This window comes from Arsenophonus nasoniae (assembly GCF_004768525.1).
GTDB lineage: Bacteria > Pseudomonadota > Gammaproteobacteria > Enterobacterales > Enterobacteriaceae > Arsenophonus > Arsenophonus nasoniae.
The window spans coordinates 2,737,163-2,763,624 of the sequence record NZ_CP038613.1 but is presented as its reverse complement, the minus strand read 5'-3'; the positions used below and the strand labels follow the sequence as shown (position 1 = coordinate 2,763,624).

Here is a 26,462-nt window from a genome sequence, read left to right as displayed (position 1 = left end):
ATGAACATGCAAAACATGGTGAATAACCGTGAAGTGCTTCTTTGTGCCCAAAGTGAGGACTCCGGTATTTTAATTCAACATAGAACGGAGCCAAGAATAGATAGCCGTCTGTTTGCCAAAAGGCTAAGTATTAAACATAAACATCTTTATGAATTAATTAGAAAGAATTCAAAAAACTTACGTGAGTTTGGCATCCTTCCGTTTCAAACGGAGCGATTAAATACTGTTCAACTGGGTGTGCGTGAACATAAGTATGTTCTACTCAATGAAAACCAGTTTGATTTTATGTGTCGCATTGTTCGTGGACGTAATCACGAGAAAATGACGCAATTTAAACTGGATGTCACAAAAGCATTTGCTAAAAAACGAGCCGCTGAACCTATTAGAAGGGAGTATTTACCGCATTACCATGAGTCCCGTGATGCTTTACGTGATTTAGGTGCGGAGAAACATCACTACATCAATCTGGCAAACATTGAGAACCGTTTAGCGGGTTTATGTTCAGGTGAGCGAAGTAAAGCCAATGACCAACAGCTTGGTATTTTGCTTTGTATGCAGAAGATAGAGCAAGCAACGTTTCAGTCAGCTGTCAACGATCACCGAAAACTGATCCACTTTTTATCTAAATCCGATCAATCAAAATTGATCCACTGTTTTACTCAGTTATTGCTCCTGAGCGCCGCTTATCTTTCAATCGGTAGCTTTCACCGCTTAATTGCAGTACATGCGAATGATGAAGTAAACGATCAAGCATAGCGGCAGTTAATGTTGCGTCATCAGCAAAAGCACTTGGCCATTGCCCAAATGATAGGTTACTCGTCAATATGACACTGCCATGCTCATAACGCTTGGCAATCACATTGAAAAACAGGTTTGCTTCTTCTCGCCCAAACGGCAGGTATCCAATCTCATCGATAATCAACAACTTCGGGGCCATCACCGAACGTGATAGATATTGTTTGAGCTTATTTTGTCGTTTGGCAGTTGAGAGTTGCAACATCAGTTCAGCTGCCGTGGTAAAGCGGGTTTTCTTCTTGGCCTGTACTGCTTTTAATCCTAACCCAATAGCTAAATGCGTTTTGCCTACACCGCTTGGGCCAAGCAACACGACATTTTCATTACGTTCAATAAACGTTAATGCGCTTAATTCCTGTATGTGTTGTTTGGGGATCCCCGTTGCAAACTTAAAATCGAACGTATTAAGTTCTTTATGTGCTGGGAATCCTGCCATCCGACTCAAAAGATTACGAGTTCGTTCATCTCGTTGTTGTTGCTCACATTTTAACAGGGACAGTAAAAACTCTCCGTAGCTTTTGTCTTGGGCAATGCATTTTTCGGCAAGTGATGACCAATGAGTCGGAATAGAATTTAATTTCAATGACTCACACAGGTGTTCAATTTGTTCATGCAATAACATGTTCACCTCCCAGTAATGCTTCGTATACGCTGATTGAGTGTTGCAAACTGACAGATTCAAGGGGCGGTACGATAGGGATATTAAGCGTATTAGTCTGTGGGATAGATTGGCAAACCCTTGCTGGTAAGGGTAGAAGAGACTTAACTTCCTTAGCTAATCTATCTGCTGGCTTCTCTAACGTTGTTCCATGAATTCGCTGATGGGCAACGCGTTGTAACCATGGACCCACTTTTGCATTAGCTATTTCAATATCCAGTTCAAGATTATGAGCACGAAGGTCGGTGTTTAATGGCACGATAAAGCTGTTTTTTAAATAGTGGTTAAAGCGCTCTACTTTCCCTTTCGTTTTTGCCCTGTAGGGCTTGCAAGCCTTCAATTTAAACCCGTAATCTTTCGACATTTGAAGCATTTCGACATGTAATTTATGCTCACCTTCTGCATAAGCATCCCGTTCGATGATGAGGGATTTTGCGTTATCACACAATACTTCCTGTGGTACACCACCAAAGTAGTCGAAAGCTTCTCTTAAACCTTGCTGCCACGATTCTGCTCGTTCATTATCAAAGAACTTTACATAACTCGCACGCGAATAGCCTAGCGTTGCAACAAACGCTTTCAGCGATTTTTTACCTCGCCGGATGCTGGTGAAGTCGATTTGCATTTGTTGACCTGGCTGTGTTTCAAAACGGACGACTACTTCGGGAACAATGCTTGGTTTAAATTGACAAACAAATCGGCGTAATTGAGCAATACCACCTTGATAGCCGTTTTCAACTACCTCATCAAATAAGACTGTTGCAGGGATCCAATCAGGTTTAGCCAGTTCAATTCGCTGAAGCAAATAAGGTTTAAAGGGGGATAATTTAGTCGGTTGTTGACTTCTTTTAGCATAAGTTGGCATTGTCTGTTGTTGTAAATGATGTTTTACGGTGTTACGGGATATACCCAACTCACTGGCAATTTTTCGAAGGCTTTGTCCTTGTGCAAAGCGAACATGAATATCCACAAATATCTCCTTGGTTAACATAAATTATCCGTACAAAAATGTGCGAATAATACCAAGTGGATCAGTTTTAGATGATCGTTAGTGGATCAGTTTTGCATGATCGGTGACAGTCAGCCATTGAATCAGGCATGTCACCTACTCAAGCAGTGCGAGAAGTCAGTAAACGCATAGATATGTTTGCCACCCTAATGACCCCATCTCAACAGATTAGGGGAGACAAATGCAATTGAGAAACTCAAAAGCTATTAGAGAGGTGCGCACAAAAGAAACATTTAAAAACAATAGGTTAATACGATTTGTGCAGTATGTAAATCAACCAATGAAAGCGTTTAAACACATCCTTGTCGATGGTGAATACCGTTATGTTTATGAAGACCATATCCATTTTCTAACAAAAAAACGTCAACGGATAGCAGGTAAACAGTTAACCGGTTATACCGCTAAAGGGGTGGAGATGAGAGAGATTAGCTGATGGAAGACAAACTACTCTTCCACGAATCAACGAAACAATCCGTCTGGCAAACCTTAAAAGCTGTTCTCGCAACAAACCAACCGCATCAACTTATTATCAAGCCTTTCAAGCAGACTCGAAGCCTATCGCAAAATGCACTTTTTCATTTGTGGACATCTGAGATAAGCAAATATCTGTGTGCAAATGATGCTAATTACACTCCAGAGCAGGTCAAAGAGATGCTTAAGCACACTTTTCTTGGCTATGAGGTAGTTGAGCGCATTGATGTAACCACACAGCAGCCAGAGCGCGTCAGAGCGCTCAGGAGGACATCAAAACTTGATACGGGTGAGATGCATGTTTTTATGCAAAAAGTGGAATGCTGGGCGATTGGCATATGTTGTTTCGTGACGATACCGGAGAGTTCGGAGTATATGAAATTAAAACAGGAACAGGAAAATTAAATGGCACTAAAAAGGGATAAATACGATGCCGTTTTCTCTGAATTAGTCCGCGAAAGAACCAACTGGATATGTGATTATTGCGGACGATATTTTCAGCATGAACGCGCTAAGCTGCACTGCTCACACTTCAAATCAAGGCGACACAAAGCCACCCGTTATCACCCCTTAAATAGTTTTTCGCACTGTCAAGGCTGTCATCGTAAGTTAGGCGAAGACCCTTACGAGTTTACCGCGCATGCAGAAATTACCTACGGTGAGATGACCATTGCCAAGATAGCTATGCTAGCGAATACCCCTGTAAGGCTCAAGGTGGGTGAAATGGATGAAATCTACCGTCAAATGAAAAGTGAGCTAAAAAGAATGAAAACCATGCGACTTCAAGGTTTTTCAGGGCGAATTGAGTTTTTCTTACCGGATTGGTATCAGGCAGGTATCACCTTTCGAATGGGCGAAGAAAAAGCCCACACATTTTAAACCACCATAACTATTCAACGCAGGGCATTGAAACCATGCCCCTATTCCTGTTTTTGCCGGAGGAGAGATGAGAGCGGTTAAGTCACTGGAATTAACAAAAGCACAGTATGACTGGGTAAATGGTTGGCTTGAGTTATGGGGGGCTTGGGTAAGCTCAGGAGAGCTTGATAAATGGCAATTTAATATTATCTGGCGATTCATGCAAAAGGCGAAAGGGGAAGGTATACCTTCCAGGCCAATGTGTAACGATGATGAAGGATTGCTCATTTCTCAAGTGGTTGATGCTGTTATGCGTATTGATGAAAAAGCCTACCAGATCCTGTTAAGTTATTACGTTTACGGAAAATCAAAATTAAGCATAGCCACCTATTATCACAATATAGCGAAACCCAGAAGGATGATGACCAGAGCGGGGGGCAGGTGGAAAAAGCCATCACGCATAACATGCAGAAGGGAGATTAATGACATTCTCAATGCCAGCGTGTATTTAATACACAATCGGCTAATAACAGTCATGAAAAATCCAAACACTGTTGATAAAATGATTAATTCTACCTAATTATGGCTTGACTTTAATGAGCAAATGAGCAACAATTTCAAGGTAAGCTGATACAGTTGTATAAAAAAATCATAGAGCCTCGCTTTTTGCGGGGTTTTTTCGTTTTGGTTCTGACTCAAACTGTAAAATGAGGTAATTACTATGTCATTTAGTATACATAATTCTTTTAATTCACCTGAGATTCCTCCAAAAAAGAAAAACATTGAGCAACAATATATATTAATATTGACATCCGGAGATTATGCTTTGGCTAGAGCTATTTTTGATCGGAATGATAGATTTCTTTGGTTTGAGAATTCAAGAGGGATAATTTCTCGAAATAAATACAAAGCTTGGGCAGAATTGAATTCTCTTAGTCGTCGAACGATTTTCGATGAAAATGAGATCCAGAACTATGTAATTGATTAAAAAATATTACAGGCGATACTATCGTTACGGTGCTGAATCTATTTGTGTCAAAAAATAAGTAATTAACCTGAATTTATCCCATTAATCATATCAGGCTGCACGGTGAGGGGCATTACGCTATTTGGGCTATGTTACCCGTCCAAAAAGCTTGAATAAACGTTAAAAATAAGCTACTGCAATACTCAAAAAGGCAGCAACATAAACAAGTAAAGCAGCTGTCTCCCTTTTTTAATTTAAAGCAATGGAACCCTCAGTGGGAGGGTATATGCGCATGTCTGAAAAATACTCAACACCGGCTGCCTATCTGTGGGGCATCATGACGACCATCGGTGGCGTTATAACAACGATTTTTGATTTTTTAACCCTTGACCAGTGGGTTGCGGTGATGGGTATCGGCTGCACGATAGGGACATTTTTTATCAACGTGTACTACCGCAAAAAGGAGTACAAACTCAAAGAACGTCAGTATGAAAATACCGAAAAAAATATTGATGGCAATGGGCGGTAGTGCGTTGTTTTTGGCCTCAAACATGATAACCCATTTCGAAGGATTGAGACTTAAGCCGTATTTTGACGGTGGTGGAGTGCTTTCCGTTTGCTATGGCCATACCGGTAAGGATATTGAGCGTAATCGGACGTACACGCAAAAAGACTGCGATAAATGGCTTGATGACGATTTAAAAGCGGTAAAACGTTACGTTGACCCGCTGGTTAAGGTCAATATCAATACGCTCACACAGGCCGCACTTTACTCATTTGCTTATAACGTGGGTGTGGGCAATTTTGCCAAATCTACATTGCTCAAAAAGCTCAACGCCAATGACCGAACGGGCGCTTGTGATGAGATGAAGGGATGGGTTTATGTGAAAGGTGAAGTCTGGAAAGGGTTAATGACCCGTCGAGAAATAGAGAGTGTAATATGTTATGGCGACCTTACGCATTTGTCGTAGCGATTATTGCTGCATTGGTTTTGTCACTCGTTTTCATCAACGCCCGTTATCAAAACGTCAAGCAAAACTATCAGACGCTAAAACAGCAATATCAAGCGCAAATTGAAACGGTAAAATTTCAACAGCAAAAAATTGATGCTTTACAGCAGCTCGATATTCAACAGACTGAGAAATTAAATAATGCCAAAAAGGAAATTGCTAAGCTGCATGATGCTGTACGTACTGGCATTAAGCGGTTGCGCGTCAACGCTGTGTGTCGTGAAACCAAAACCACTACCACCGAGAGCCGACATGATGAAGCCAGCCCACAACTTAGCGCATCAGCTCGAGAAGATTATTTCCGTCTCAGAGAAATGATAGTTGATAACGAAAAGCAGACGGAGTATTTACAGCAGTACATTAAAACGCAGTGTCAATAAAACCATTTAACTCATTGTTTTTATTGCAAGAGGTCAAATTGACCACCTAGGTCATTTCAGGACTAAGCCCACTTTTATTTACAACCACCGCAGGACAATTTTGTCCCGCGATTAATACTTGAAGAAATTTTTTAAATTATTAGGGACTCCTTAGCGACAAGGAGTCCTCTTATTTCAACGCGCACTCACCGCGCATCCAAATAAACCCGAGACAATTCACAAAATAGACCTCAGAGAACGTCAGTCAATCATGATGCGTTCGGGGTCTGTGCGTTCTGTGTGAGCTGAGGTCTCTTTTTTGAAAGGTTAGCATCATATGAAATACTCGGTTATTGATATCGAAAATATTCATGTTCGCAGCAATGAGCATGGGACTTATAACCTTAATGATTTGCACAAAGCAGCTATTGCAGGTGGTTTAGCCAAAAAATGGCAAGTACCGAGTCAATTCTTACAATCTGATGGAATTAAGGAATTTGTTGAAGAAGTGACCAGAGTGCTAAAAAACACTCTGGAACAAAATCAAATACTTACTGTATTTAATGGTGGAAATGAGAAGGGAACATGGTCTCATGAATTGATTGCATTAAGATATGCTGCCTGGTTGTCTCCTGCATTTGAAGTTAAAGTTTATCAAACATTTCGTGCGGCGATTCTCGGTCATTTAGATAAGTTTGCTCAGGCAAATCGATTAGAACTTCACTATCAAAATAAAAAAAGTAATGTAAGTAGTGCTGCAAAGATTATGAATCAATGGGGTCTTGGTGGAGAAAAGCATAAGCTTGAATCAGAAAGAAAAAGGTTGATCAAAGAAATGCAAATGACCATACCTGGACTGATAGAGGCTTAATTAAATGACTACACATGAATTCTTTTGCTGGCGAGTAGCCGAGGCTTATATGTATTACCTGATGGCAACGAATCGTCGCCCTGTCTACCGCTATGAGACGGGGGATATCGAAGTCAGTCGTCATTTTTTAATGCCTTTGCTTGATGGTTATCTTGGGGACAGAAAACCGCCGGAATGGAGAGCTAAGTTTTATATGAAATTGATGACACCATTCAGCGAAAAAGCAGATCCACGAGCAATAATTTGCGCTGGCAAAGTTCCACAGTTAAATCGTCGTGGTATCAAGTATATGAACGCATTGCTTCATGAATTTAGCAATATGCTCTCGGATATTGGTGTTAAAGATAATAGTGGAATGCTTATTCTTCCACGAGAAAGAGAATGTACAAACCTATAATTTATCTCATTTGAATAACGTAGAGCATTAGCATGACCCCTGAACAATTCATCCAAACCAATGTCAAGGCCGAGTTAATGAAGCTCGGTTTTTCTAACTCTGTCGCCAGCTTAGCCACAAGTGAAGCTATCCGGTACTACCGCAAACAGCCAGTGAGTAGAAGAGGTAAGATGCTAGAAGATTGTCTGAATCAGGCTAAACGATGGGCGAAGAGTGCAACTAAACATAAACATTAATTTGAAACAGGTGAAATGATGAAAGAAATTACCGCAGAACAACAAATGCGGCTTGATATTTTAAGGTTGGTATTACTTGATACAGCAGCAGCACAAATAACTATCGATTTTGTGAAAGACGAGAAGCTTAAATTTGAGATATTTCGGGATTTATGGCATGAGTCCGGTGCGGAAAGTACGCCTGTTGCCCGTGCGCAAAAGTCAATTCAAAAAGGGAAAGAGGCTTTACTCCTTTTCCAGTAAATCTGGCGAGTAACTTATGGTGAGTAAAAAGAAAGTTGGACGTCCAAGTAAATTAGTCGTGAGTCTTAACAAGGCCAAAGACTATTTAATGGGCGAATATAAAACGGTAGGCGATGTGGTACCCAGTGTAGCTGGCCTAGCCTGTTACTTAGGTATTAGCAGGTCTACCGCCCAGGAATATGCTAAAGAAAATCAAGAATTTTCGGGCACGTTAGAGGCCATAAAAACTATCCAAGAAAATAGCCTGATAAATAATGGGCTTAAGGGTGATTTCAATCCAACAATTGTTAAGTTAATGTTATCTAATCACGGCTACGCAGAAAAACAAGAAACCGCCCTTACGGGTAAAGATGGCGGTGCGATTGAGACGGACAACAAAATCAGCATTGAATTTATAGGAATACCTAAAAGTGAAGGTGCAAATTAGCGAAAAGTTTGCCCCGATGTTTAAATCGAAGCGCATAAAAGTTTACTTTGGTGGCCGTGGCGGCATGAAAACGGTTTCTTTTGCTAAGATAGCATTAATAACAGCATCTATTAATAAACGTAGGTTTTTATGCTTACGTGAGTTTATGAATTCAATTGAAGATTCTGTACACGCTGTTTTGCAAGCAGAAATAGAAACGCTGAGGTTACAAAATCGGTTTCGTATTCTTGATAATTGCATTAAAGGCATCAATGATTCTATTTTCAAATATGGACAGCTAGCGCGTAATATTGCTTCTATCAAGTCAAAGCATGATTTTGATGTTGCATGGGTAGAAGAAGCAGAAACAGTATCAGAAAAGAGTCTTGATATACTCATTCCAACAATCCGTAAGCCTGGTTCTGAGCTATGGTTTTCATTTAATCCGGCAGAAGAAGATGGTGCTGTATATAAGCGTTTTGTTAAGCCATACAAGGACATAATTGATGATAAAGGCTATTACGAAGACGATGACTTGTATGTTGGCAAAGTGAGTTATCTAGATAATCCGTGGTTACCAGAGGAACTCAAAAATGATGCAGAGAAAATGAAGCGTGATAACTATAAAAAATGGCTTCATGTTTATGGAGGCGAGTGTGATGCTAATTATGATGATGCGATAATTCAGCCCGAGTGGGTTGATGCGGCTATTGATGCGCACATTAAGTTAGGATTTAAGCCCAAAGGCATTCGTGTTATTACCTTTGATCCCGCTGATTCTGGACAGGATGAAAAGGCGCTATCAAAACGATATGGAGTTCTTGTTGAGGATTGCGTAAGTTGGTCAGAAGGTGATGTGGCAGACGCTACCATAAAGGCATTTGATGAAGCATTTGACTATCGGGCTGATGATTTTATTTATGACAACATTGGCTTAGGTGCTGGCACAGTAAAAACCTATTTAAGATCTAGCAATGACGGTAATAAGATGGTTGTAACTGGATTTGGTGCTGGAGATTCACCTGATTATCCTGATGAAATATATGTTCCTGGCAATGGAGAATATATTCCATCTTTAAATAATGATGACAGAACTAACCGCGATACGTTTAGAAATAAACGAGCTCAATATTGGGTTTATTTAGCAGATAGATTTTATAAAACGTGGTGTGCAGTTGAAAAGAAAGAATATATTGATCCTGAGGAACTGATAAGTCTATCATCAAAAATAGATAAATTATCACAACTTAAATCTGAATTAGTAAAACAACAACGAAAACGCACACCTGGTAATCGATTAATTCAGTTGATTAGTAAAGAGGAAATGAGATCAAAAGGAATAAAATCACCCAATATGGCTGATACACTAATGATGTCATTTGCTAATCCTTTCCGTATAAAAGAAGACACCGAAATAATTGTCCCCTCATCTTCCAGTTGGTAATTATGGCTGAAACATTACAAAAAAAACATGAGCTCATAATGCTCAGGTTCGACCGTGCAGATTCATCGCAGAAATATGTAAGAGAAAAATGTATAGAAGCGACAAGGTTTGCCAGAGTTCCTGGTGGGCAATGGGAAGGCGCTACAGTATCAGGCACAAAAATAAGCGATCATTTCGAGAAGTATCCGAAGTTTGAAATCAACAAAATCGCTACTGAGCTCAATCGGATTATTAGTGAATATCGAAATAATCGGATTACGGTTAAATTCAGGCCTGGCGATAAAGAGGCTAGTGAAGAACTATCAAGCAAATTAAATGGTTTATTTCGCGCTGATTATGAAGAAACCGACGGTGGTGAGGCATGTGATAATGCCTTCGATGATGCAGCGACAGGTGGATTTGGATGTTTTAGGTTAACTACTAGTTTAATTAATGAACTTGATCCAACTGATGAAAGGCAGCGGATATCTATAGAGCCAATTTATGATCCCTCCCGTTCCGTTTGGTTTGATCCAGACGCTAAAAAGTATGATAAGTCTGATGCAACGTGGGCTTTTTGCATGTATTCAATGTCAGTTGATAAATACAAAGCAGAATACAACAAAGATCCTGCCACTTTAGATAACAGAATTGACAGATTATGGAATTATGAGTGGTTTGATAATGATATTGTTTATATTGCTAAATACTATGAAGTAAAAAAAGAATCTATTGAAGTTATCAGCTTTATAAATCCTATCACTAGTGAAATAGTTACATATGATAGTGATCAAATTAAACAAGTTTTTGATGAATTGTTAGAAATTGGTTTTGTTGAAGAAGCAAGAAGAACAATAAAACGTAAACGTGTTTATGTTTCTGTTGTTGACGGTGATGACTTCTTAGAAAAAGAACAGCTAATACCTGGTGAACACATTCCGCTCATTCCTGTTTATGGTAAACGCTGGTTTATTGATGATATTGAGAGAGTAGAAGGTCACATAGCAAAAGCCATGGATGCCCAGCGTCTCTATAACTTACAGGTATCTATGCTTGCAGACTCGGCAGCGCAAGATCAAGCCTCTATTCCGATTGTTGGAATGGAACAAATTAGGGGTTTAGAAAAACACTGGGCAGATAGAAATAAAAAAAGACCAGCTTACTTACCGCTGAGAGAAGTAAAGGATAAGCAAGGTAATGTTATTGCGCCTGCTGTTCCTGCTGGCTATACCCAACCACAGCCTCTTAGTCAATCAATGGCTGCATTATTGCAACAAACTAGTAATGATATTCAAGAAGTCACTGGATCAAGCCAAGCAATGCAGCAGATGCCGAGTAATATAGCAAAAGAAACAGTTAATAATCTGATGAATCGTTCAGATATGTCTTCATTTATCTATTTAGATAACATGGCTAAAAGTCTCAAAAGGGCGGGAGAAGTTTGGTTATCGATGGCAAGAGAAGTTTATGGATCAGATAGACAAGTTAGAATAGTTAATGAAGATGGGACGGACGATATAGCATTAATGTCAGTTGCTATTAGAGATGAGCAGACAGGGAGCATTATAGCGATGAATGATTTATCAGTTGGTCGTTATGATGTCACTGTTGATGTAGGCCCATCTTATACAGCAAGGCGTGATGCTACCGTTTCAGTTTTAACTAATCTACTGAACGGTATGTTGCCTCAAGATCCAATGCGTGGAGTTGTCCAAGGAATTATTCTAGATAATATGGATGGAGAAGGACTTGACGAATTTAAGGAATATAACCGCAAACAGTTATTAACTCAGGGTGTCATTAAGCCCCGCAATACCGAAGAAGAGCAAATTGTTACGCAGGCAATACAGCAATCACAGCAGCCTAACGCTGAACTTGTGGCAGCTCAAGGGGTGTTAATGCAGGGGCAAGCAGAGGTTCAAAAAGCAAAAAACGAAGAACTTGCTATTCAGGTTAAAGCGTTTCAGGCTCAGACTGAAGCTAGAGTAGCAGAAGCTAAAGTTGTCCAGATTCTTGCATCTGCTGACAGCAATAAGAGAGCAGAAATTAGAGAGGCTCTTAAAATGCTTCATCAATTTCAAAAAGAACAAGGTGACGCTTCCAGAGCTGATGCCGAGTTAATGCTAAAAGCAGCTGATACGCAACATAAGCAAAACTTAGATGTTGCTAAAACAATTCAATCACAAAACAGTTAACAGTCTCCTGCGAACTTCTCGCAGAGTTAAGGAATAATAAATGGAAAATGAACTGACTATCGATAATCAGGTTATTACTATGCCTGAAAATAAGGAAACACAACAGCAAAATATAATAGATAAACAAACGCTGGATAGTGACAGCAGTACTATTCAAGAGTCAAATGTTGAAACTAAAAATCAGGAAGTAGATTTAGAATCAGATTATTCTCTACAAATTGGTGATGAAGAAATATCACTAAGTGAAGAAGATGACTCAATAGAAGGAAATTCAGCGCCTAAGTGGGTTAAAGACCTGAGAAAAGGTTTTAAAGAGACACAGAAAGAAAATCGCGACTTGAAGCGTCAGCTTGAGGAATTAGCAACCAAGCATGCTTATCAGCCGCAAGTTAACCATAATGACGTTATTCCTACTAAACCTACGCTGGAATCATGTGATTATGATGAAGAGATATATGAAAAAGCACTTACAGATTGGCATGAGAAAAAAAGCCATGTCGAACAAAAGAAACAAGCGCAACAAAGGCAGCAACAAGAAATTCAGGAACGATTTATTCAACGTTTAAAATCTCATCAACAACGTGCAGCTAAATTACCTGTAAAAGATTATACGGAGATGGAGGAAGTTGTACGTTCAGAAGTTCCAATATTACAGCAGGAAATTTTAATTCATGCTGCTGATGAAGGAACAGAACTTATCGCCTATGCGCTTGGTAAAAACAAAGAATTACGCCAGCAGTTAATAGCTGAGAATGATCCTATACGTGCAGCGTTTCTATTAGGTCAAATTAGTCAGAAAGTAAAACTGGCACCTAAACCTAAAAAAACATCTAAGCCAGAACCTGAGCTAAAAGGTGGAGCAGGAAACGTTAAATCAGATGAGTTTAACAAATTGTGCCCAGGTGCAATTATTGAATAATGGTATAAAAATATGGCAAATAATTTAGATTCCAATGTTAGTCAAATTGTTTTAAAGAAATTTTTACCTGGCTTTATGTCAGATCTTGTTTTGTGTAAAACCGTTGACAGGCAATTATTATCTGGAGAAATAAATTCAAGCACAGGTGATAGTGTTAGTTTTAAACGTCCACATCAATTTAGATCTGAAAGAACAGAGACAGGTGATATCACAGGAAAAGATAAAAATAATCTTATTTCTGGTAAAGCAACAGGTCGTGTAGGTGAATACATTACTGTAGCAGTGGAATGGCTTCAAATTGAAGAGGCATTAAAGTTAAATCAACTTGAGCAAATTTTATCACCGATTCATGAACGTATGGTAACCGATCTTGAGACAGAATTAGCGCATTTTATGATGAATAATGGCGCTTTATCATTAGGTTCACCAAATACACCAATAAATAAGTGGTCTGATGTTGCTCAAACCGCTTCATTTATGAAAGATATTGGCATTAAAACTGGTGAAAATTATGCAGTTATGGATCCGTGGTCTGCACAACGTCTTGCAGATGCGCAATCTGGTTTACATGCTGCAGATCAATTAGTTCGTACAGCATGGGAAAATGCTCAAATATCAGGTAATTTTGGTGGTATTCGGGCGTTAATGTCTAATGGGCTTGCATCAAGAGAACAAGGTGATTTTGGTGGAACAATAACGGTTAAGTCAGATCCTAAAGTTGATTATATTTCAGTTAAGGATTCCTATCAGTTTACGATAACATTGACAGGCGCAACACCTAGCAAGACTGGATTTTTAAAGGCAGGTGATCAACTAAAATTTACCTCCATTAGTTGGTTAAATCAGCAAAGCAAGCAAACTTTATATAATGGATCAACAGCAATTAGTTTTACAGCAACTGTACTTGAGGATGTTGATTCAAATGGCTCAGGAGATGTTACTGTAAAATTGTCTGGCGTTCCGATTTATGACGAAAAAAACGCTCAATACAATGCTGTTGATGTAAAAGTTAAGGCGGGAGATGAGGTCTCCATCATTGGTACATCCAAACAACAAATGAAACCAAATTTGTTTTACAACAAGTTTTTCTGTGGTTTAGGAACAATACCTTTGCCTAAATTGCATAGTCTTGATTCAGCAGTAGCAACATATGAAGGTTTTTCTATTCGTGTTCACAAATATTCCGATGGTGATGCAAATAAACAGATGATGAGATTTGATTTATTACCTTCTTATGTCTGTTTTAATCCGCATATGGGTGGACAATTTTTTGGTAATCCTTAACCATCTTTTTAACAATAAGGGAGCTTTTGCTCCCTTTTTATTTGGAATTCGAAAATGGAAAGAAAGAGTATTTTTTATTGGGCAGACAATGAAATAGGTTATGTACAAGCTGTTATAAAAGCTAGTGATCTATCAGTATTCGAAAAAATGGGTTTTGTTTCATCTGTCGATGAAGTAAAAAAACCAAAGGCATCTAAAAAAGATAAAGGTGCTAAAGATGACGAAACAGTTAACTAAAGGCGATATTGTTTTATTTGCCTTGCGTAAAGCAGCTATTGCTTCCGATGCAACTCAAACAGAAGTAGAACCTCCTTCAATGGAAGATGGTATTAATGATCTTGAAGATTTAATGGCTGAGTTACAAATTAAATTTGGTGATTTTGGTTATCAGTTTTCATTAGATGAAAAACCATCGACAGATGATGAATCAGGTCTTCCAAGCAAATATAAGCATGCTATTGGATATCAATTAATGTTAAGAATGTTATCTGATTACGGTATTGAACCAACTCCAAGGCAAGAAGCATCTGCATATTCATCTTATGATTCGCTTCTAACGGATACATTAAATGTTCCATCGATAGAAAGGCGTGGCGATATGCCTATCGGTCAGGGTAATAAATATACCTCATTAAGCAATGATAGTTATTATGTTGAGAGAAATTTTCATGCCAAAGATACAGATTCCAATTGCTAAAGGTCTTGGCAAAGATTTTAGGACAGCGGATTATATTGATGCATTGCCAGTAAATATGCTGGCAACACCCAAAGAGATACTGAATGCGGCCGGTTATTTAAGATCATTCCCTGGAATAGAAAAAAAACAGGAAGTTAACGGGGTATCCCGTGGTGTACAATTTAATACAAAAAACAACACTGTCTATCGAGTCTGTGGCAATAAACTTTATCTTAATGACAAAGAAATAGCTGATATATCAGGTAAGGGTAGAGTTTCGCTATCACATTCAGGTAATAGTCAGGCGGTTTGTTTTGAAGGGAAATTAAAATTTTATCGCTATGATGGAAAAGAGAAAACATTATCAAACTGGCCAAAGGATAAATACCCGCAATATGATTTAGGCGAAGTGATTGATGTTTGTCGAAATCGGGGGCGTTACATCTGGCTACAAAAAGGCGGTGAACGATTTGGGGTGACTGATCTGGAAGATGAATCTAAACCGGATAGATATCGCCCCTTCTATCGTGCCGAATCTCAGCCAGATGGGATAGTTTCAGTGGCATCATGGCGAGATATGCTTATTTGTTTTGGTTCTTCTACGATAGAATACTTTTCATTAACCGGTTCTTCTGATACTTCACAGCCTATTTATATTGCTCAACCAGCTTATATGATCAAGATAGGTATTGCGGGTCGTGATTGCCAATGCGGATATCAGGATAATTATGCCATTATCAGTCATCATTCTATTGGTCAGCCATCAGTTTATATCATAGGTTCAGGTGAGAAAAACAAAATATCCACCGCCACTATTGATAAAATAATGAGCCATTATTCTGCTGATGAATTATCTACATCAGTCATGGAGTCCATTAAATTTGATAACCATGAGTTATTAATTATTCACCTTCCAAAACATACGCTTTGCTTTGATGTTGCTGCAAATAATCAATGGTCAATACTTAAATCAGGATTTTATGATGACCCCTATCGTGCTATTGATTTTATGTTCTATGGGAATCAAATCACAGTGGGTGATAAGAAAGAAGGCGTTATTGGTCATTTAGTTTTCAATGCATCAAATCAATATGAACAACACGCTGAACATATTCTTTATACACCAATGATAAAAGCTGATAATGCAAGATTATTTGATTTTGAATTGGAAGCCTTAACGGGTGTTGCTCAGATTGCTGACAAGTTATTTCTCTCTGCAACAACAGATGGGATTAATTACGGTAGAGAACAACTAATAGAGCAAAACTCCCCTTTTCAGTATGACAAAAGAATTATCTGGCGACGTATTGGGCGAGTGAGAAAAAATATTGGCTTTAAAATCCGCATTATTACCAAATCACCGGTGACCTTATCCGATCTATCACTAAGGATTGAATGATGGCTAATAAATATTATGCTAACTCTGGTTTAGAAAATCCCATTAGTGTTCAAATTTCATATGTAACTCCAGATATTCTACCTAAAAATTTCAGTGATACTTACCGCAGAATCGTTTTGAGTGGTGCAGAAGATATTGGAAAGATAGTTAATAGAGCTAATGATGCAGGATATGAGGCTTATGCAGCTCAAATTAAAAATGAAGAACAAGATATTGTTCTCGATAATCATGAAGAAAGAATAACAAAAACTGAGGAAAGTTTAGCTAGTCTTGAAGTTAGAGTGCTAAATATCGAAAATGATGTAGATGGACTAAAGATAAAGATACAGGATATTGATGGAAAAGTATCAGAAATACTAGTCGATTATGTATCTTTAAGTAAAAAAGAACAGCAATCTTTATCATCTTCTTTAGATGTAACTTTGTCTTATTCTGTTAATGGCACAAAAGTCATAGGAAATCGAGTTACTGGCTTTACCGCTGCAACTGGAACATCTTTAAAGTCAGATTTCAACGTCGATCAGTCATTCTCAATCGGGGAAGATTACAACCAATCTGAAATTCAAACTCTGGCAAATGCATTAATAGCCACGCGTCAACGCATTAAAGCATTAGAAGATGCTTTACGTTCACATGGATTAATTGATTAATGGAAATCAAAGTTATCGAAAATATTGAACAGTTTTATCGATTTTTTTCTGATAAATCTAAGATTGGTTATGCCATGGAAGATAACGGTGATTATCAATTAAAAAATAATCAACTTTATGTCGGTGTTTATGAAGGATTACTGCTGGTTGGATTTTTTTCAATAGAGTTTATTCGCAATAAGTTAATTGAAGTTCATCCAGTGTTTGATCCTGGTTTCCGTGGCAAATATGCTTTGAAAGCAACCCGATTTTTTTCAAAATGGTTGATGGATAATCTCAATTTTTCAACCGTTATTACTTATGTTCCTGAAAAAACGCCTTGGGGAAAAGTAATTTGCAAGTTAATGAACATGCGAAGAGTTGGTGTGATTGACAATGCATTAACCGCAGGTAATCAACAAATAGATATGACAATGTATCAGGTAACAAAAGAGGAATTAGAAAATGGGTGGAGGCGGTGGAGATAATGGCGCTAAAGAACAAGCCAGAGCATCACGTGAAGCAATAGACCTACAAAGAGAGCAATGGAATCGTGTAATGCAAAATTTGGCACCGTATATGGGGGTTGGAGCACCAGCTTTAAGTCAATTGCAAAATTTAATCTCACCAGAAGGTCAAACACAAGCATTAAATAATTTTTACAACTCTCAACAATTTAATGATTTAGCTAGTCAAGCTAGATATCAAAGCCTAAATGCCGCAGAGGCAACCGGTGGTTTAGGTTCAACAGCAGTAGGAAATCAATTAGCAACAATTGCTCCAGCATTAGGTCAGAATTTTTTATCTAATCAATTACAAAATTACGGTAATCTGGTTGGCATTGGGATGAATGCAGCAACAGGCCAGACTTCTGCTGGTCAAAATTATGCGAACAATGTGGGTCAATTATTACAGAATATCGGTGCAGCAAATGCAGCTTCGGCAAGCAGTCCTTCTGGATGGCAGAAAGCATTAGGAGGTGGCATGGCAGGAGCTGCAACAGGGGCAAGTATTGGTGGCCCATGGGGCGCCGTAATTGGGGGTGGTTTAGGTGCATTGGGTAGTTTATTTTAATTGGAGTTTCTATGGCAACGTTTCAACTTGCTGGTTTACCTAGTATGCAAGTATCTAATCAAACTGCGGGTGGATTAGGCTTGCCAGTAGCACCTCAATATGCGGAAAGCCCTAATACGGGTGTTATGTTGGCACAAGGTATAGGGTCAATTTACGACAATTTGCAAGCAAGAGAAAAAAAGCAGTCAGAAGCGGATTTTATGAAATCATTTGGTCAGGCTTATGCGGTTAATGATCGTGATGCAATGAAACAATTGGCAGCGGCGCATCCTGAACAAATCGAGCGCCTTCAAAAAGGGATGGGTTTTATTGATCAGGATAGAAATCAGATGATTGGTCAGGCAGCAATGGATTTACGTCTTGCTGCGAAAAGCGGTGATCAATCGTTAATGTCATCATTACAAAAAAATGCGCCAATATTAAATCAAATGGGATTATCGCCTGAAGAAGCGTTTTTATCCTTCAAACAAGATCCAAAACAATTTGATCAGATTACTGATTTAATTGGTATGCATGCATTGGGGCCAGAAAAATATTTTGATATTCAAGATAAAATAGAAGGCCGTGATATTGATAGAAATAAGCTTGCAGAAACAGAACGGAGTAATCGTGCAAGTGAAAGTTTAACTCAGCGAGGACAGAACATTTCTGCACAAAATGCTGCTTTAGATAGAGAAATAAAAAGAGCGGAGCTAGCCAGTAAATCTTTAGACAGACAGGCACAAAAAGAAACGGATGATCTTAGAAGACAGGAATTAGAGCAGAAAATAGAAGCGAATAAACAAAAACTAAATGAAGCAAAAGAGAAAAAAAATCAAACACAAACACAGGCTAAATTAGCTTTAGATAATGGCGTTCAACAACTAGATAGATTAGCTCAAGAAGCTAAAGCCATAAGAGATAATCCGAGCTTATGGAGAACGACAGGAGTTCCAGGTAGATTTTATAATTTTCCTGGCAGCGCAGCTGATGATATTGATGCACAACTTGAATCACTAAGATCACAAACGGGTTTTGCTGTTTTGCAGGCAATGCGAGATGCTTCAAAAACAGGAGGAGCTTTAGGTAATGTAAGTAATTTTGAAGTACAACAATTACAGGCTAATCTAGGTAACATTTCAGGAAAGCAATCAACTGAGGCAATGCGTAAAAATCTTAATAAAATAATAAATTATGCTGAAGGTGTTAAGAAAAGAGTTAGCGATGCATTTAAAAGAAATTATCCTGATTTTAAACCAGTAGAAACAACTGAAATTAATAATGTTGATAGTTCAAATATATCAGATGATGAGTTGTTAAATAAATATTTACCGAGGTAATCATGGCCATCAATGATTATTCAGAAGAACAGCTTTTTACTGCTTTAAGAAATGCTGATTCAGCGGGTGACACAAATGGTGCTCAACGAATTGCTGGATTAATTCAACAAAGGCGATCTACTCAAAATCAAGAGCTTAATCCAATTACTGAGGCTGGAAAAGGACTTCTGCAAACAGGTGTCAATGTAGCCAATATCATCCCTGAAATTGCGGATGCTTTCATGTCAGGTGCTTCATGGGCAGGTAATCAGTTAGGTATTGGTGATGGTACTTATACACCTACACAGCGATTAGCATTACCAGATAATTTAAAGCCACAAGATACGTATGCAAAATTGGGTGCTGAAATTGCCCCTTATCTTATTCCTGGTGTTGGAGCAGAAAGAACAGCAGCAGCATTAGGTTCTGTTGCTAACGCAGGAAGACTAGAGCGTGGTGCAACTAAATTAGCGGATATGGTGGCTGAGAATACAGTAGGAGCATTAGCACAGAATAGTCAGCGCGATAACGCCCAAAGTTTAGCGACTGATTTTGGTGTGGGTCTAGCGGGAAGTGGATTAGCCAGAGCTATTACGCCTATATTAGGGAAGGCTTATAATACACTTGTGCAACGTACAGTATCTCCGGCATCAAATGACATTAACACGGCAAATGATATTGTACAGCTAGCAAGATCTAAAGCTGGTCGCCAATCAATTGCAACTCAGGCTGCAAAAATAGATCCGGATATTGCTAAAGCAGCTGATGTTGCAGGTGTTGATATTAACGCTTTAACACCAGGTATGCGTTCAGGTAGTACAGGTATTGCACAAACTGAAGGTGTTCTATCTTCCACACCTGGTATTGCACAAGACGCCCAGATGAAAGCATTTGATGAAATAAAAAGTAAGTTGAATAAAAACTTAGAAGAATTAGGCGCTGAAGCTGGAACTGCATCAGAAAAAAGTGCAACGATTAAAGGAAGAGTTATATCAAATCTGGATGAGATGAGAGATGCAGAGTGGAAAGCATGGAATGATGTTAGATCTACGATGCCAAATCAGAAGATGAAAATGGCTAATGCTAATGCGGTTATTCAAGCAGAAAATTCTGCCGGCGTTCCTTTATCTCCTGAAATGAAGCAATTTGTTTCTGCTTATAAAAAAGGGGGTATTACATTTGATGGAATGAAAGCCTGGAGAGCTAAATTTGCTGATGCGGCAGAAAAATATAGCCGTAGAGGTGAAGCAAATGCGGCTAGACGTGCTGGAGAAGTTAGGCAAGCCATAACGCAAGATATGCAGAAAATGGCACAACAGGGTGGTTTTCTTGAAGACTGGACGAAAGCTAATGAGTTATCTAAAGCAAGAATAACTGCACAAAAAGATGCTGAAGCTATTTTTGGACGAGACTTATCAAATGATGTTCTAATCACAAAAGGTGTTTCTGCGTTACAAAGTTCATCAAAAAAAGGTTTAAAAGATTTTCACAAAATAATGAAATCTGTTCCAAAGGATGAATATGAACCAACGATCGCGTCGATCTTGCAGGATGCAGCATCACAGGGTGTTAGAGGTGGAAAATCAGAAGGGGCAGGGATTTCTCATATAGCAAGCATACTTACACCACAGAATATTAACGTGATTAGACAATATTCACCCGAACTTGGAAAACTAGCAGAATCTTATGGAATATTAGCAAAAGCTGCTTCAAAACCTTTAAAAAGCATTGAACATACGGGTAGATCTGTTCCGGCATTAAAAACCTTAAACGGAGAATTACCTAAAATATTACAGATTGTTTCTGATCCACTTAAAAATAAAGCCGTTGGTGCAATTGCGGGTTATGCAGGTGGAGGATTGGCAGGTTCAATATTAGGATCATTAGCTAGTTCAGTTCTGTATTCTGGACTTGCAAATTTAGCCAGCAAACGTAGTGGTAGATACGCAATTGAGAAAGCCATTCAGGAAGCAACTAAGGCTGTTAATGCCGGAGCAAGTCAAACAGCCATTGAAGCTGCAGAAAGACGTTTTATTAAAAATAAAGCTGTGATGAAAGTACTACGTGACACGTTGAGTAGTGAAGAGTTTCAGCAAATGGCAAGACTTGGATTTGTTGCAACGATAAGCGGCATGACAAAAAGTAACAACCACGAATAAACCTATCTAAATTCCATCATTTAATAAATAAACACCTAATTCCCATCTGGAGAAAAAATGTCAGATATTATACCTAATGTCGTTGTGAGTATGCCAAGTCAATTATTCACATTGAGAAGAAAATTTGCCGCAGTCAGTAATGGTAAGGTTTACATAGGTAAAATCGATATGGATCCAACTCTACCTGAGAATCAGATTCAGGTATATCTTGAAAATGAAGACGGTTCACATGTCCCTGTTGCTCAACCCATCATTATTAATCAAGCTGGTTATCCCGTTTACAATGGTCAAATTGCGAAGTTTGTCACAGTAGAAGGTCATTCTATGGCTGTCTATGATAGCTACGGCGTTCAACAGTTCTATTTTCGAAATATCTTAAAGTATGATCCTGATCAGTTAAGGCAGGAGCTCTTGTCTTATGGGGATAAAATTGTATCCAGCAGTCATGGTGGTACTGTTTATTCGGATTATGACCTTTCTGAATTTATAAAATATGCAGAATTTTTATCAGAAGAACCTACCACAGTTACCTTGCAACGACAGGCTGTAAAACACTCTGATAATATGTGGTACATATGGACAGGTGCTCTTCCGCATAAAATTTCAGAAAGAAGTCCTGCTGATGATAAAAAATGGCGGTGTGTTGGTTTGCTGAATGGATTCCCTGTACGTGATGCTCAAAACTTTGGCTTTACTGACGGGATGGAAGAGGCATCACCTATCATTATCGCAATGATGGAAAGCCCGTTTTTCAATATGACATTTCCTTCCGGCAGCACTATCAATATTGCTCAGACATGGAACCTCCGTTCTGATTTATCTATAAATTTTCAGGGTTCAGTAATTTACTGGAAAGGTGAGCAGATGGAAATATTAGATAAGTCTAAATCTGCTACTATGTGTATTTTTGATACTGAAGACTATGGCGGAGGAACAACTGGCTCATCAAGGAATATTCATCTATCAAATTTAATCATCAATGCCAATGAGTATGCAATTGGTATTGCCATGAGGAATGTAACCAGGTTTTCACTAATCAACATTGAAATTAATAATACACAGAAAACAGGGATAGATATCTCTAACAGTCATTTTGGCGATATTAAAAATATTGCTTTAACTAACTGTGCGCCACTTACATCAAAAGGATTTACATCAGACTCCATTGAAGAACATAGAGGCGATGGAATTATTATTTGGTACGGCAGTACGCATGTGGCTGTTGATAATATAAAAGTACAGAATGCAGACAAATTAAGAAGTGGGCGTTGTGGTATAGTGGTTGATGGCTATGCACCGCCTAATCAGCCTGATACTAGAATAATAAGTATCAATAATGCTTACGCTTTTGGTTATGACAGACCGGTACATACAGAGCTATGCGGCGTTGTCATTATAAGCAACAGTGTATTTGAGTATAGTTCAAATTATGATAATCATAAAAAATTTAAATGTGTCGCTATTGTTTGGAATACGCTGGAGGTAACTGAGTTTATTAACTGCGTATTCCGCTCTGATTTTAATTTTCTCAAGCCGTCAGGTGGAAAAGCAATATTTAATGGATGTAATATTACCCTATCCCATGAAGGGGAGTTTTTCACTGCTGGTAACGCTGCCGGATTTGGAGGGAAAATTGAATTTAATAACTGTACTTTATCACAAAGATCTGGCAATGGTGGGATGTATGGGGCTGACTTTACCTTTAATCACTGTATTCTAAATAGTGATAATGATGATAAAAAACCATCTGTGTTTACTATTGGCTCTGAGTCAAATGTTCATGCTGTCAGATTTAATAAAGTAAGTTTTAACAATATAGTATTGATTGCACCTTGGATTAAGCGTTATTCATCAATAGAAATATCAGAATGCAGTTTCATAGGAAGCATCTCTGCTGATGGTAATAATGTGGAAAATGTGCCAAGAGGTGTATTGAAATTATTAAATAATGACATGAATGGCGGAGTTGATTTTTCTGGTGAAACGCTAAGAATATGCGGCACTGTTCCTCGCTTAAACATTAAGCCATCAAGCTATGATGTGAGCATTAATGGGGATTGGGCTTTCGGCAGAGTCCCTAAAGGAGGCCGTCCTGATAATGGCCTTGATTGGAGAGCGGGAGATAGAGTTATAACACTAAGCCCCGTAGCTGGTGGTGACATTGGTTGGATTTGCGTTGAGAGTGGCAACCCAGGAAAATGGTTGTCTATCGGAAAGCTTTGATAGACGAATAGCGCCGTAATGGCGCTATTTGAATGTGATGTAAGCTGTATTATTGCCTCCAAAACAAATGTCGTAGTAGTATCTTGATTTTTTGGATGAGCATTCTTTAAAACCATCACGTGAATCTGAATTTGTGTACCTTATATCTGGCAATCCAAGTCTGTTAAGCACAAACTGACCAACGTCATACTTATAGTAAAAAGCTCGTGGTAACATGCTATTTATCAATGGATATGTTACTACTGCTACTTTGGCGCTTTCGTTGTGCTGAAGCTCACCATCAACATTTATATATTTAATTTCATTTCCATTACTATTGTTTTCAATATCATTGATTATACGAATTGCAACATTTTCTATGTGGGCGTTTTCTAATTTCATGGCATTGTTTGCGGCGTATGAAAAACCAATCATATAGATATAACTAATTAATATTAGATAACGTATGTATTTAAATGAAACCCAGCAGACAGGGATTAACATAGCTGCGATAAATCCGCCAAATCCAACATAACCGCGTGCCATAAACAGTGGGTTTTCACTAAATACCGTGACGCCGGGAATAAAAAAAATAGACAACAATAGTGTGATTACCCATGAAAGCAGTAAAAATGGCACATTAATAATTTTGTGATTTCTGAAAATTATATCGATCAGTGATAATACATAAACAAGAATGATTGACAAAATGAATATTTTGAAACCGAAGTTTTGATTTTCATATAATAATGAAAATGAAGATGATAAGTTTTCAGCTAATTTTGATCCACCGTCCTTATCAAAGCTAATGATTCTGCTATATTCGGAAAAGTATGCATTAACAGATGTGAGACCAATAATTATCTTCGAATAGAAAATATACCCAACAATAAGGCCTCCCATTCTATTGACTGTCATCACTACCGAACCCTTGATATCTCCTCGAGTAGCGCCATGCAATAACTCAATAAGTGAAAATGTAATAAAAATATTTATTGATACTTGATAGCTTGACAAGGATAAAGTAATAAATAAACATGAAAGGAAAAATGAAATTATTTTATTCTTTGATAAAACACAGAAAGGCAATAATGCAAATGCTATAGATAACACCATGAATGATGAATCATATCTGAAATGCAGATTAGCATTGAAGAGTGGGTTTAGTATCAAAGAGCATATACAGAGTGCAAACAGAATGCTTTTCCTATTCCCGAATTTTTCTGATAGTAAAGAGAATACAAAGCATAAAAATACAATCGATAGTATTAGGGGAGCAGGAAACAGATCAGGAAGCATATGGCTACGTAAAGTTAATATGCGATAAAAAAACTGAGAAAACGGTCGCCCATCACCATCCCAACCAGTAAACCCCCATACTACCCGATATAAATCATCCAGATAATAGATATTTGAAATAAGCAGTGGGAATACTGTGAGTCCGATTATGCCTAAGCTGACCAGAAAGCACTTTCTATCATAAATCATCTTTTCTCCCTTTAAGTAAGTATTTTGGTCTTTGTTTGCTTTCGGTATATATACGGCCTATATACTCACCTAAAACGCCAATTCCTATAAGCTGAACACCACCAAGAAATAGTATTGATACTAATAGTGACGGATAGCCTGGCACGGGATTATCCCATATCAGCTTATCAATGATCATCCACCCACCGTACACAAATGAAAGCGTGGCAACAAATAAGCCGATATATGTCCACATACGGAGTGGGAAGGTAGAGAAGCTGGTTATACCTTCAAGTGCAAGATTCCACAATTTCCAGCCGTTAAATTTTGATTTACCAGCAACACGTTCAGAGCGCGTATATTCCACTATATCTACATTGCCCCCAACCCAAGAAAGCAAACCTTTCATAAATAAATTTCGCTCGGGTAAAAGTTTAATATTTTCGACGCTAGCACGAGACATCAAACGAAAGTCGCCCACGTTTTCTTCAATCTTTGGCGTGCTGATTTTGTTGTGTAATTTATAAAACCATTGGGCAGTTTTGCGCTTTAACACGCCGTCAGTAGAGCGATCTATTCTTTTTGCAAGCACTACATCAGCACCGTTTTGCCATTTTTCTATTAACAAGGGGATAACTTCTATTGGGTCTTGTAAGTCCACATCGATGGGGATTACTGCATCGCCTGTCGCGTAATCGATACCAGCAAAAAGGGCGGGCTCTTTTCCAAAATTACGAGTAAATGACAATGGTATGACGAGAGGGTCGGAAACAGCAAGCGCGTTGATAATTGATTCTGTTGCGTCCTTGCTTCCATCGTTGATGAAGACTATCTCAACTTCATGCTGTTTTAATTCGTTGAATTCACGAACCGCTTTATAAAAAATAGGTACAGCTTCCTCTTCATTAAATACCGGAACAATTAGTGAAATTTTCAACATTCAATGTCCTTGAATACAACAAATTTTGAATATAAAAACCCTAAAACAAAACTAATAGCCGAAAAAATAATTAATGTAAAAATAGGGTCATAATTGAATCTGTCAGCAATAAAACCGATAAAATAACTTATAATTCCCATAAATATGACAAAAGAAATATATCTTTTTCTCGTCGCTTTTTTGCGGAAAGTAAATCTTGCATTAGCGAAGAAAGAGAACGTGACAGCAAAACTGAAAGCAAAAAAATTGCAGGATGCCTGCTGAAAGTTCAAAAAGTGAATCAGAAAAACAAAAACAAGCCAATGGATTAAAGTGTTTATCACTCCAACAGAAAAATACTTAACCAGTAATTCAATAAATTTGTTGTTTCTGTTAATCATTTTTTTCACTATGCTTAATGACTCAGACTAAATCGGTATTTGCTACGTTTTTACAGCACCTCGCCTATCTCTTTCGATTTTTTCTCAGCCTCGAAAAATCCGTGGACGATTTCACCGTCTGGGAATCGCCACGCGTC

General features: G+C 38.3%; 32 protein-coding genes. 27 read left to right on the top strand and 5 right to left on the bottom strand.

What is annotated here, in order from left to right:
* On the top strand, nt 1-756 hold the full coding sequence (locus tag ArsFIN_RS14065) for a Rha family transcriptional regulator (protein ID WP_135677894.1): 756 nt from the start codon (nt 1-3) through the stop codon (nt 754-756).
* On the opposite strand, the gene istB is transcribed toward ArsFIN_RS14065, so the two are convergent.
* Both istB and istA read right to left on the bottom strand, forming a co-directional pair.
* A complete protein-coding gene (gene istB / locus ArsFIN_RS14060) occupies nt 656-1,417 on the bottom strand; it encodes an IS21-like element helper ATPase IstB (RefSeq protein ID WP_135677409.1) in 762 nt (253 codons plus the stop codon). The genes ArsFIN_RS14065 and istB overlap by 101 nt on opposite strands.
* Complete coding sequence (gene istA, locus ArsFIN_RS14055) at nt 1,404-2,444, bottom strand: IS21 family transposase (protein ID WP_135677651.1); 1,041 nt, start codon at nt 2,442-2,444, stop codon at nt 1,404-1,406. The genes istB and istA overlap by 14 nt, the downstream gene beginning before the upstream one ends.
* A 199-nt stretch (nt 2,445-2,643) precedes the next feature.
* Between istA and ArsFIN_RS14050 the strand changes: the two genes are divergently transcribed.
* The 26 genes from ArsFIN_RS14050 (at nt 2,644) to ArsFIN_RS27560 (ending at nt 23,559) form a co-directional block, all read left to right on the top strand.
* Nucleotides 2,644-2,895 carry a hypothetical protein gene (locus tag ArsFIN_RS14050; RefSeq protein ID WP_135677892.1) on the top strand — a complete coding sequence of 84 codons (252 nt, stop codon included), beginning with the start codon at nt 2,644-2,646 and terminating at the stop codon, nt 2,893-2,895.
* Nucleotides 2,895-3,338, top strand: a complete 444-nt coding sequence (locus ArsFIN_RS14045) for a recombination protein NinB (RefSeq protein ID WP_135677890.1) — start codon at nt 2,895-2,897, stop codon at nt 3,336-3,338. The genes ArsFIN_RS14050 and ArsFIN_RS14045 overlap by 1 nt, the downstream gene beginning before the upstream one ends.
* Nucleotides 3,339-3,812, top strand: coding sequence for a hypothetical protein (locus tag ArsFIN_RS14040; RefSeq protein ID WP_135677888.1), 474 nt, complete (start codon nt 3,339-3,341; stop codon nt 3,810-3,812).
* Between the two features lie 67 nt (nt 3,813-3,879).
* Complete coding sequence (locus ArsFIN_RS14035) at nt 3,880-4,371, top strand: antiterminator Q family protein (RefSeq protein WP_135677886.1); 492 nt, start codon at nt 3,880-3,882, stop codon at nt 4,369-4,371.
* Between the two features lie 141 nt (nt 4,372-4,512).
* Nucleotides 4,513-4,779, top strand: coding sequence for a hypothetical protein (locus ArsFIN_RS14030; RefSeq protein WP_135677884.1), 267 nt, complete (start codon nt 4,513-4,515; stop codon nt 4,777-4,779).
* A gap of 265 nt (nt 4,780-5,044) precedes the next feature.
* Nucleotides 5,045-5,287: a phage holin family protein gene (locus tag ArsFIN_RS14025; protein ID WP_135677882.1), complete on the top strand. Its 243-nt coding sequence runs from the start codon at nt 5,045-5,047 to the stop codon at nt 5,285-5,287.
* On the top strand, nt 5,247-5,729 hold the full coding sequence (locus ArsFIN_RS14020) for a lysozyme (RefSeq protein WP_135677879.1): 483 nt from the start codon (nt 5,247-5,249) through the stop codon (nt 5,727-5,729). Before ArsFIN_RS14025 ends, ArsFIN_RS14020 begins: the two co-directional genes overlap by 41 nt.
* Nucleotides 5,699-6,148: a lysis protein gene (locus tag ArsFIN_RS14015; RefSeq protein ID WP_135677877.1), complete on the top strand. Its 450-nt coding sequence runs from the start codon at nt 5,699-5,701 to the stop codon at nt 6,146-6,148. Before ArsFIN_RS14020 ends, ArsFIN_RS14015 begins: the two co-directional genes overlap by 31 nt.
* Nucleotides 6,149-6,464: 316 nt before the next feature.
* The gene (locus ArsFIN_RS14010) at nt 6,465-6,998 is read left to right on the top strand and encodes a KilA-N domain-containing protein (protein WP_135677875.1); all 534 of its coding nucleotides are present in this window, start codon (nt 6,465-6,467) and stop codon (nt 6,996-6,998) included.
* 4 nt (nt 6,999-7,002) lie between these two features.
* On the top strand, nt 7,003-7,395 hold the full coding sequence (locus tag ArsFIN_RS14005) for a hypothetical protein (RefSeq protein ID WP_135677872.1): 393 nt from the start codon (nt 7,003-7,005) through the stop codon (nt 7,393-7,395).
* A gap of 32 nt (nt 7,396-7,427) precedes the next feature.
* Nucleotides 7,428-7,631 (top strand): hypothetical protein, encoded by a 204-nt coding sequence (locus tag ArsFIN_RS14000; protein WP_135677870.1) that lies wholly within the window; start codon nt 7,428-7,430, stop codon nt 7,629-7,631.
* 18 nt (nt 7,632-7,649) lie between these two features.
* The gene (locus tag ArsFIN_RS13995) at nt 7,650-7,874 is read left to right on the top strand and encodes a DUF2560 family protein (RefSeq protein ID WP_026823765.1); all 225 of its coding nucleotides are present in this window, start codon (nt 7,650-7,652) and stop codon (nt 7,872-7,874) included.
* Nucleotides 7,875-7,890: 16 nt separating this feature from the next.
* Nucleotides 7,891-8,301, top strand: a complete 411-nt coding sequence (locus ArsFIN_RS13990) for a DNA-packaging protein (protein ID WP_026823764.1) — start codon at nt 7,891-7,893, stop codon at nt 8,299-8,301.
* Entirely contained in the window at nt 8,285-9,724 is a 1,440-nt protein-coding gene (locus tag ArsFIN_RS13985) for a PBSX family phage terminase large subunit (protein WP_246067241.1), read from the top strand. The genes ArsFIN_RS13990 and ArsFIN_RS13985 overlap by 17 nt, the downstream gene beginning before the upstream one ends.
* Nucleotides 9,725-9,726: 2 nt before the next feature.
* Nucleotides 9,727-11,898: a portal protein gene (locus tag ArsFIN_RS13980; protein WP_026823762.1), complete on the top strand. Its 2,172-nt coding sequence runs from the start codon at nt 9,727-9,729 to the stop codon at nt 11,896-11,898.
* Nucleotides 11,899-11,938: 40 nt separating this feature from the next.
* Nucleotides 11,939-12,817 carry a phage capsid scaffolding protein gene (locus ArsFIN_RS13975; protein ID WP_026823761.1) on the top strand — a complete coding sequence of 293 codons (879 nt, stop codon included), beginning with the start codon at nt 11,939-11,941 and terminating at the stop codon, nt 12,815-12,817.
* Between the two features lie 12 nt (nt 12,818-12,829).
* Complete coding sequence (locus ArsFIN_RS13970; protein WP_026823760.1) at nt 12,830-14,101, top strand: P22 phage major capsid protein family protein; 1,272 nt, start codon at nt 12,830-12,832, stop codon at nt 14,099-14,101.
* Nucleotides 14,102-14,155: 54 nt separating this feature from the next.
* Nucleotides 14,156-14,338, top strand: coding sequence for a hypothetical protein (locus ArsFIN_RS13965; RefSeq protein ID WP_026823759.1), 183 nt, complete (start codon nt 14,156-14,158; stop codon nt 14,336-14,338).
* The gene (locus tag ArsFIN_RS13960; RefSeq protein ID WP_026823758.1) at nt 14,319-14,798 is read left to right on the top strand and encodes a packaged DNA stabilization gp4 family protein; all 480 of its coding nucleotides are present in this window, start codon (nt 14,319-14,321) and stop codon (nt 14,796-14,798) included. The genes ArsFIN_RS13965 and ArsFIN_RS13960 overlap by 20 nt, the downstream gene beginning before the upstream one ends.
* The gene (locus tag ArsFIN_RS13955) at nt 14,770-16,176 is read left to right on the top strand and encodes a packaged DNA stabilization protein (protein WP_135677868.1); all 1,407 of its coding nucleotides are present in this window, start codon (nt 14,770-14,772) and stop codon (nt 16,174-16,176) included. The genes ArsFIN_RS13960 and ArsFIN_RS13955 overlap by 29 nt, the downstream gene beginning before the upstream one ends.
* Nucleotides 16,176-16,826, top strand: coding sequence for a phage tail protein (locus ArsFIN_RS13950; RefSeq protein WP_135677866.1), 651 nt, complete (start codon nt 16,176-16,178; stop codon nt 16,824-16,826). The genes ArsFIN_RS13955 and ArsFIN_RS13950 overlap by 1 nt, the downstream gene beginning before the upstream one ends.
* Nucleotides 16,826-17,293, top strand: a complete 468-nt coding sequence (locus tag ArsFIN_RS13945) for a DUF2824 family protein (RefSeq protein WP_135677864.1) — start codon at nt 16,826-16,828, stop codon at nt 17,291-17,293. Before ArsFIN_RS13950 ends, ArsFIN_RS13945 begins: the two co-directional genes overlap by 1 nt.
* Nucleotides 17,271-17,879 carry a DNA transfer protein gene (locus ArsFIN_RS13940; protein ID WP_135677521.1) on the top strand — a complete coding sequence of 203 codons (609 nt, stop codon included), beginning with the start codon at nt 17,271-17,273 and terminating at the stop codon, nt 17,877-17,879. Before ArsFIN_RS13945 ends, ArsFIN_RS13940 begins: the two co-directional genes overlap by 23 nt.
* 44 nt (nt 17,880-17,923) lie before the next feature.
* Nucleotides 17,924-19,198 (top strand): phage DNA ejection protein, encoded by a 1,275-nt coding sequence (locus tag ArsFIN_RS13935; protein WP_246067240.1) that lies wholly within the window; start codon nt 17,924-17,926, stop codon nt 19,196-19,198.
* 2 nt (nt 19,199-19,200) lie between these two features.
* Nucleotides 19,201-21,336 carry a hypothetical protein gene (locus ArsFIN_RS13930; protein WP_135677860.1) on the top strand — a complete coding sequence of 712 codons (2,136 nt, stop codon included), beginning with the start codon at nt 19,201-19,203 and terminating at the stop codon, nt 21,334-21,336.
* A 57-nt stretch (nt 21,337-21,393) separates the two neighbouring features.
* Nucleotides 21,394-23,559, top strand: a complete 2,166-nt coding sequence (locus ArsFIN_RS27560) for a phage head-binding domain-containing protein (RefSeq protein ID WP_246067239.1) — start codon at nt 21,394-21,396, stop codon at nt 23,557-23,559.
* Between the two features lie 24 nt (nt 23,560-23,583).
* Here the strand turns inward: ArsFIN_RS27560 and ArsFIN_RS13920 are convergent, their stop codons facing one another.
* Genes ArsFIN_RS13920 through ArsFIN_RS13910 form a run of 3 tightly spaced genes read right to left on the bottom strand, consistent with a single transcriptional unit; the run spans nt 23,584 to nt 26,325 of the window.
* Entirely contained in the window at nt 23,584-25,026 is a 1,443-nt protein-coding gene (locus ArsFIN_RS13920; protein WP_135677858.1) for a glucosyltransferase domain-containing protein, read from the bottom strand.
* Nucleotides 25,016-25,942 (bottom strand): glycosyltransferase family 2 protein, encoded by a 927-nt coding sequence (locus ArsFIN_RS13915; RefSeq protein WP_135678221.1) that lies wholly within the window; start codon nt 25,940-25,942, stop codon nt 25,016-25,018. Before ArsFIN_RS13915 ends, ArsFIN_RS13920 begins: the two co-directional genes overlap by 11 nt.
* Nucleotides 25,939-26,325 (bottom strand): GtrA family protein, encoded by a 387-nt coding sequence (locus ArsFIN_RS13910; RefSeq protein ID WP_135678219.1) that lies wholly within the window; start codon nt 26,323-26,325, stop codon nt 25,939-25,941. Before ArsFIN_RS13910 ends, ArsFIN_RS13915 begins: the two co-directional genes overlap by 4 nt.
* Between the last annotated feature and the right edge of the window lie 137 nt (nt 26,326-26,462).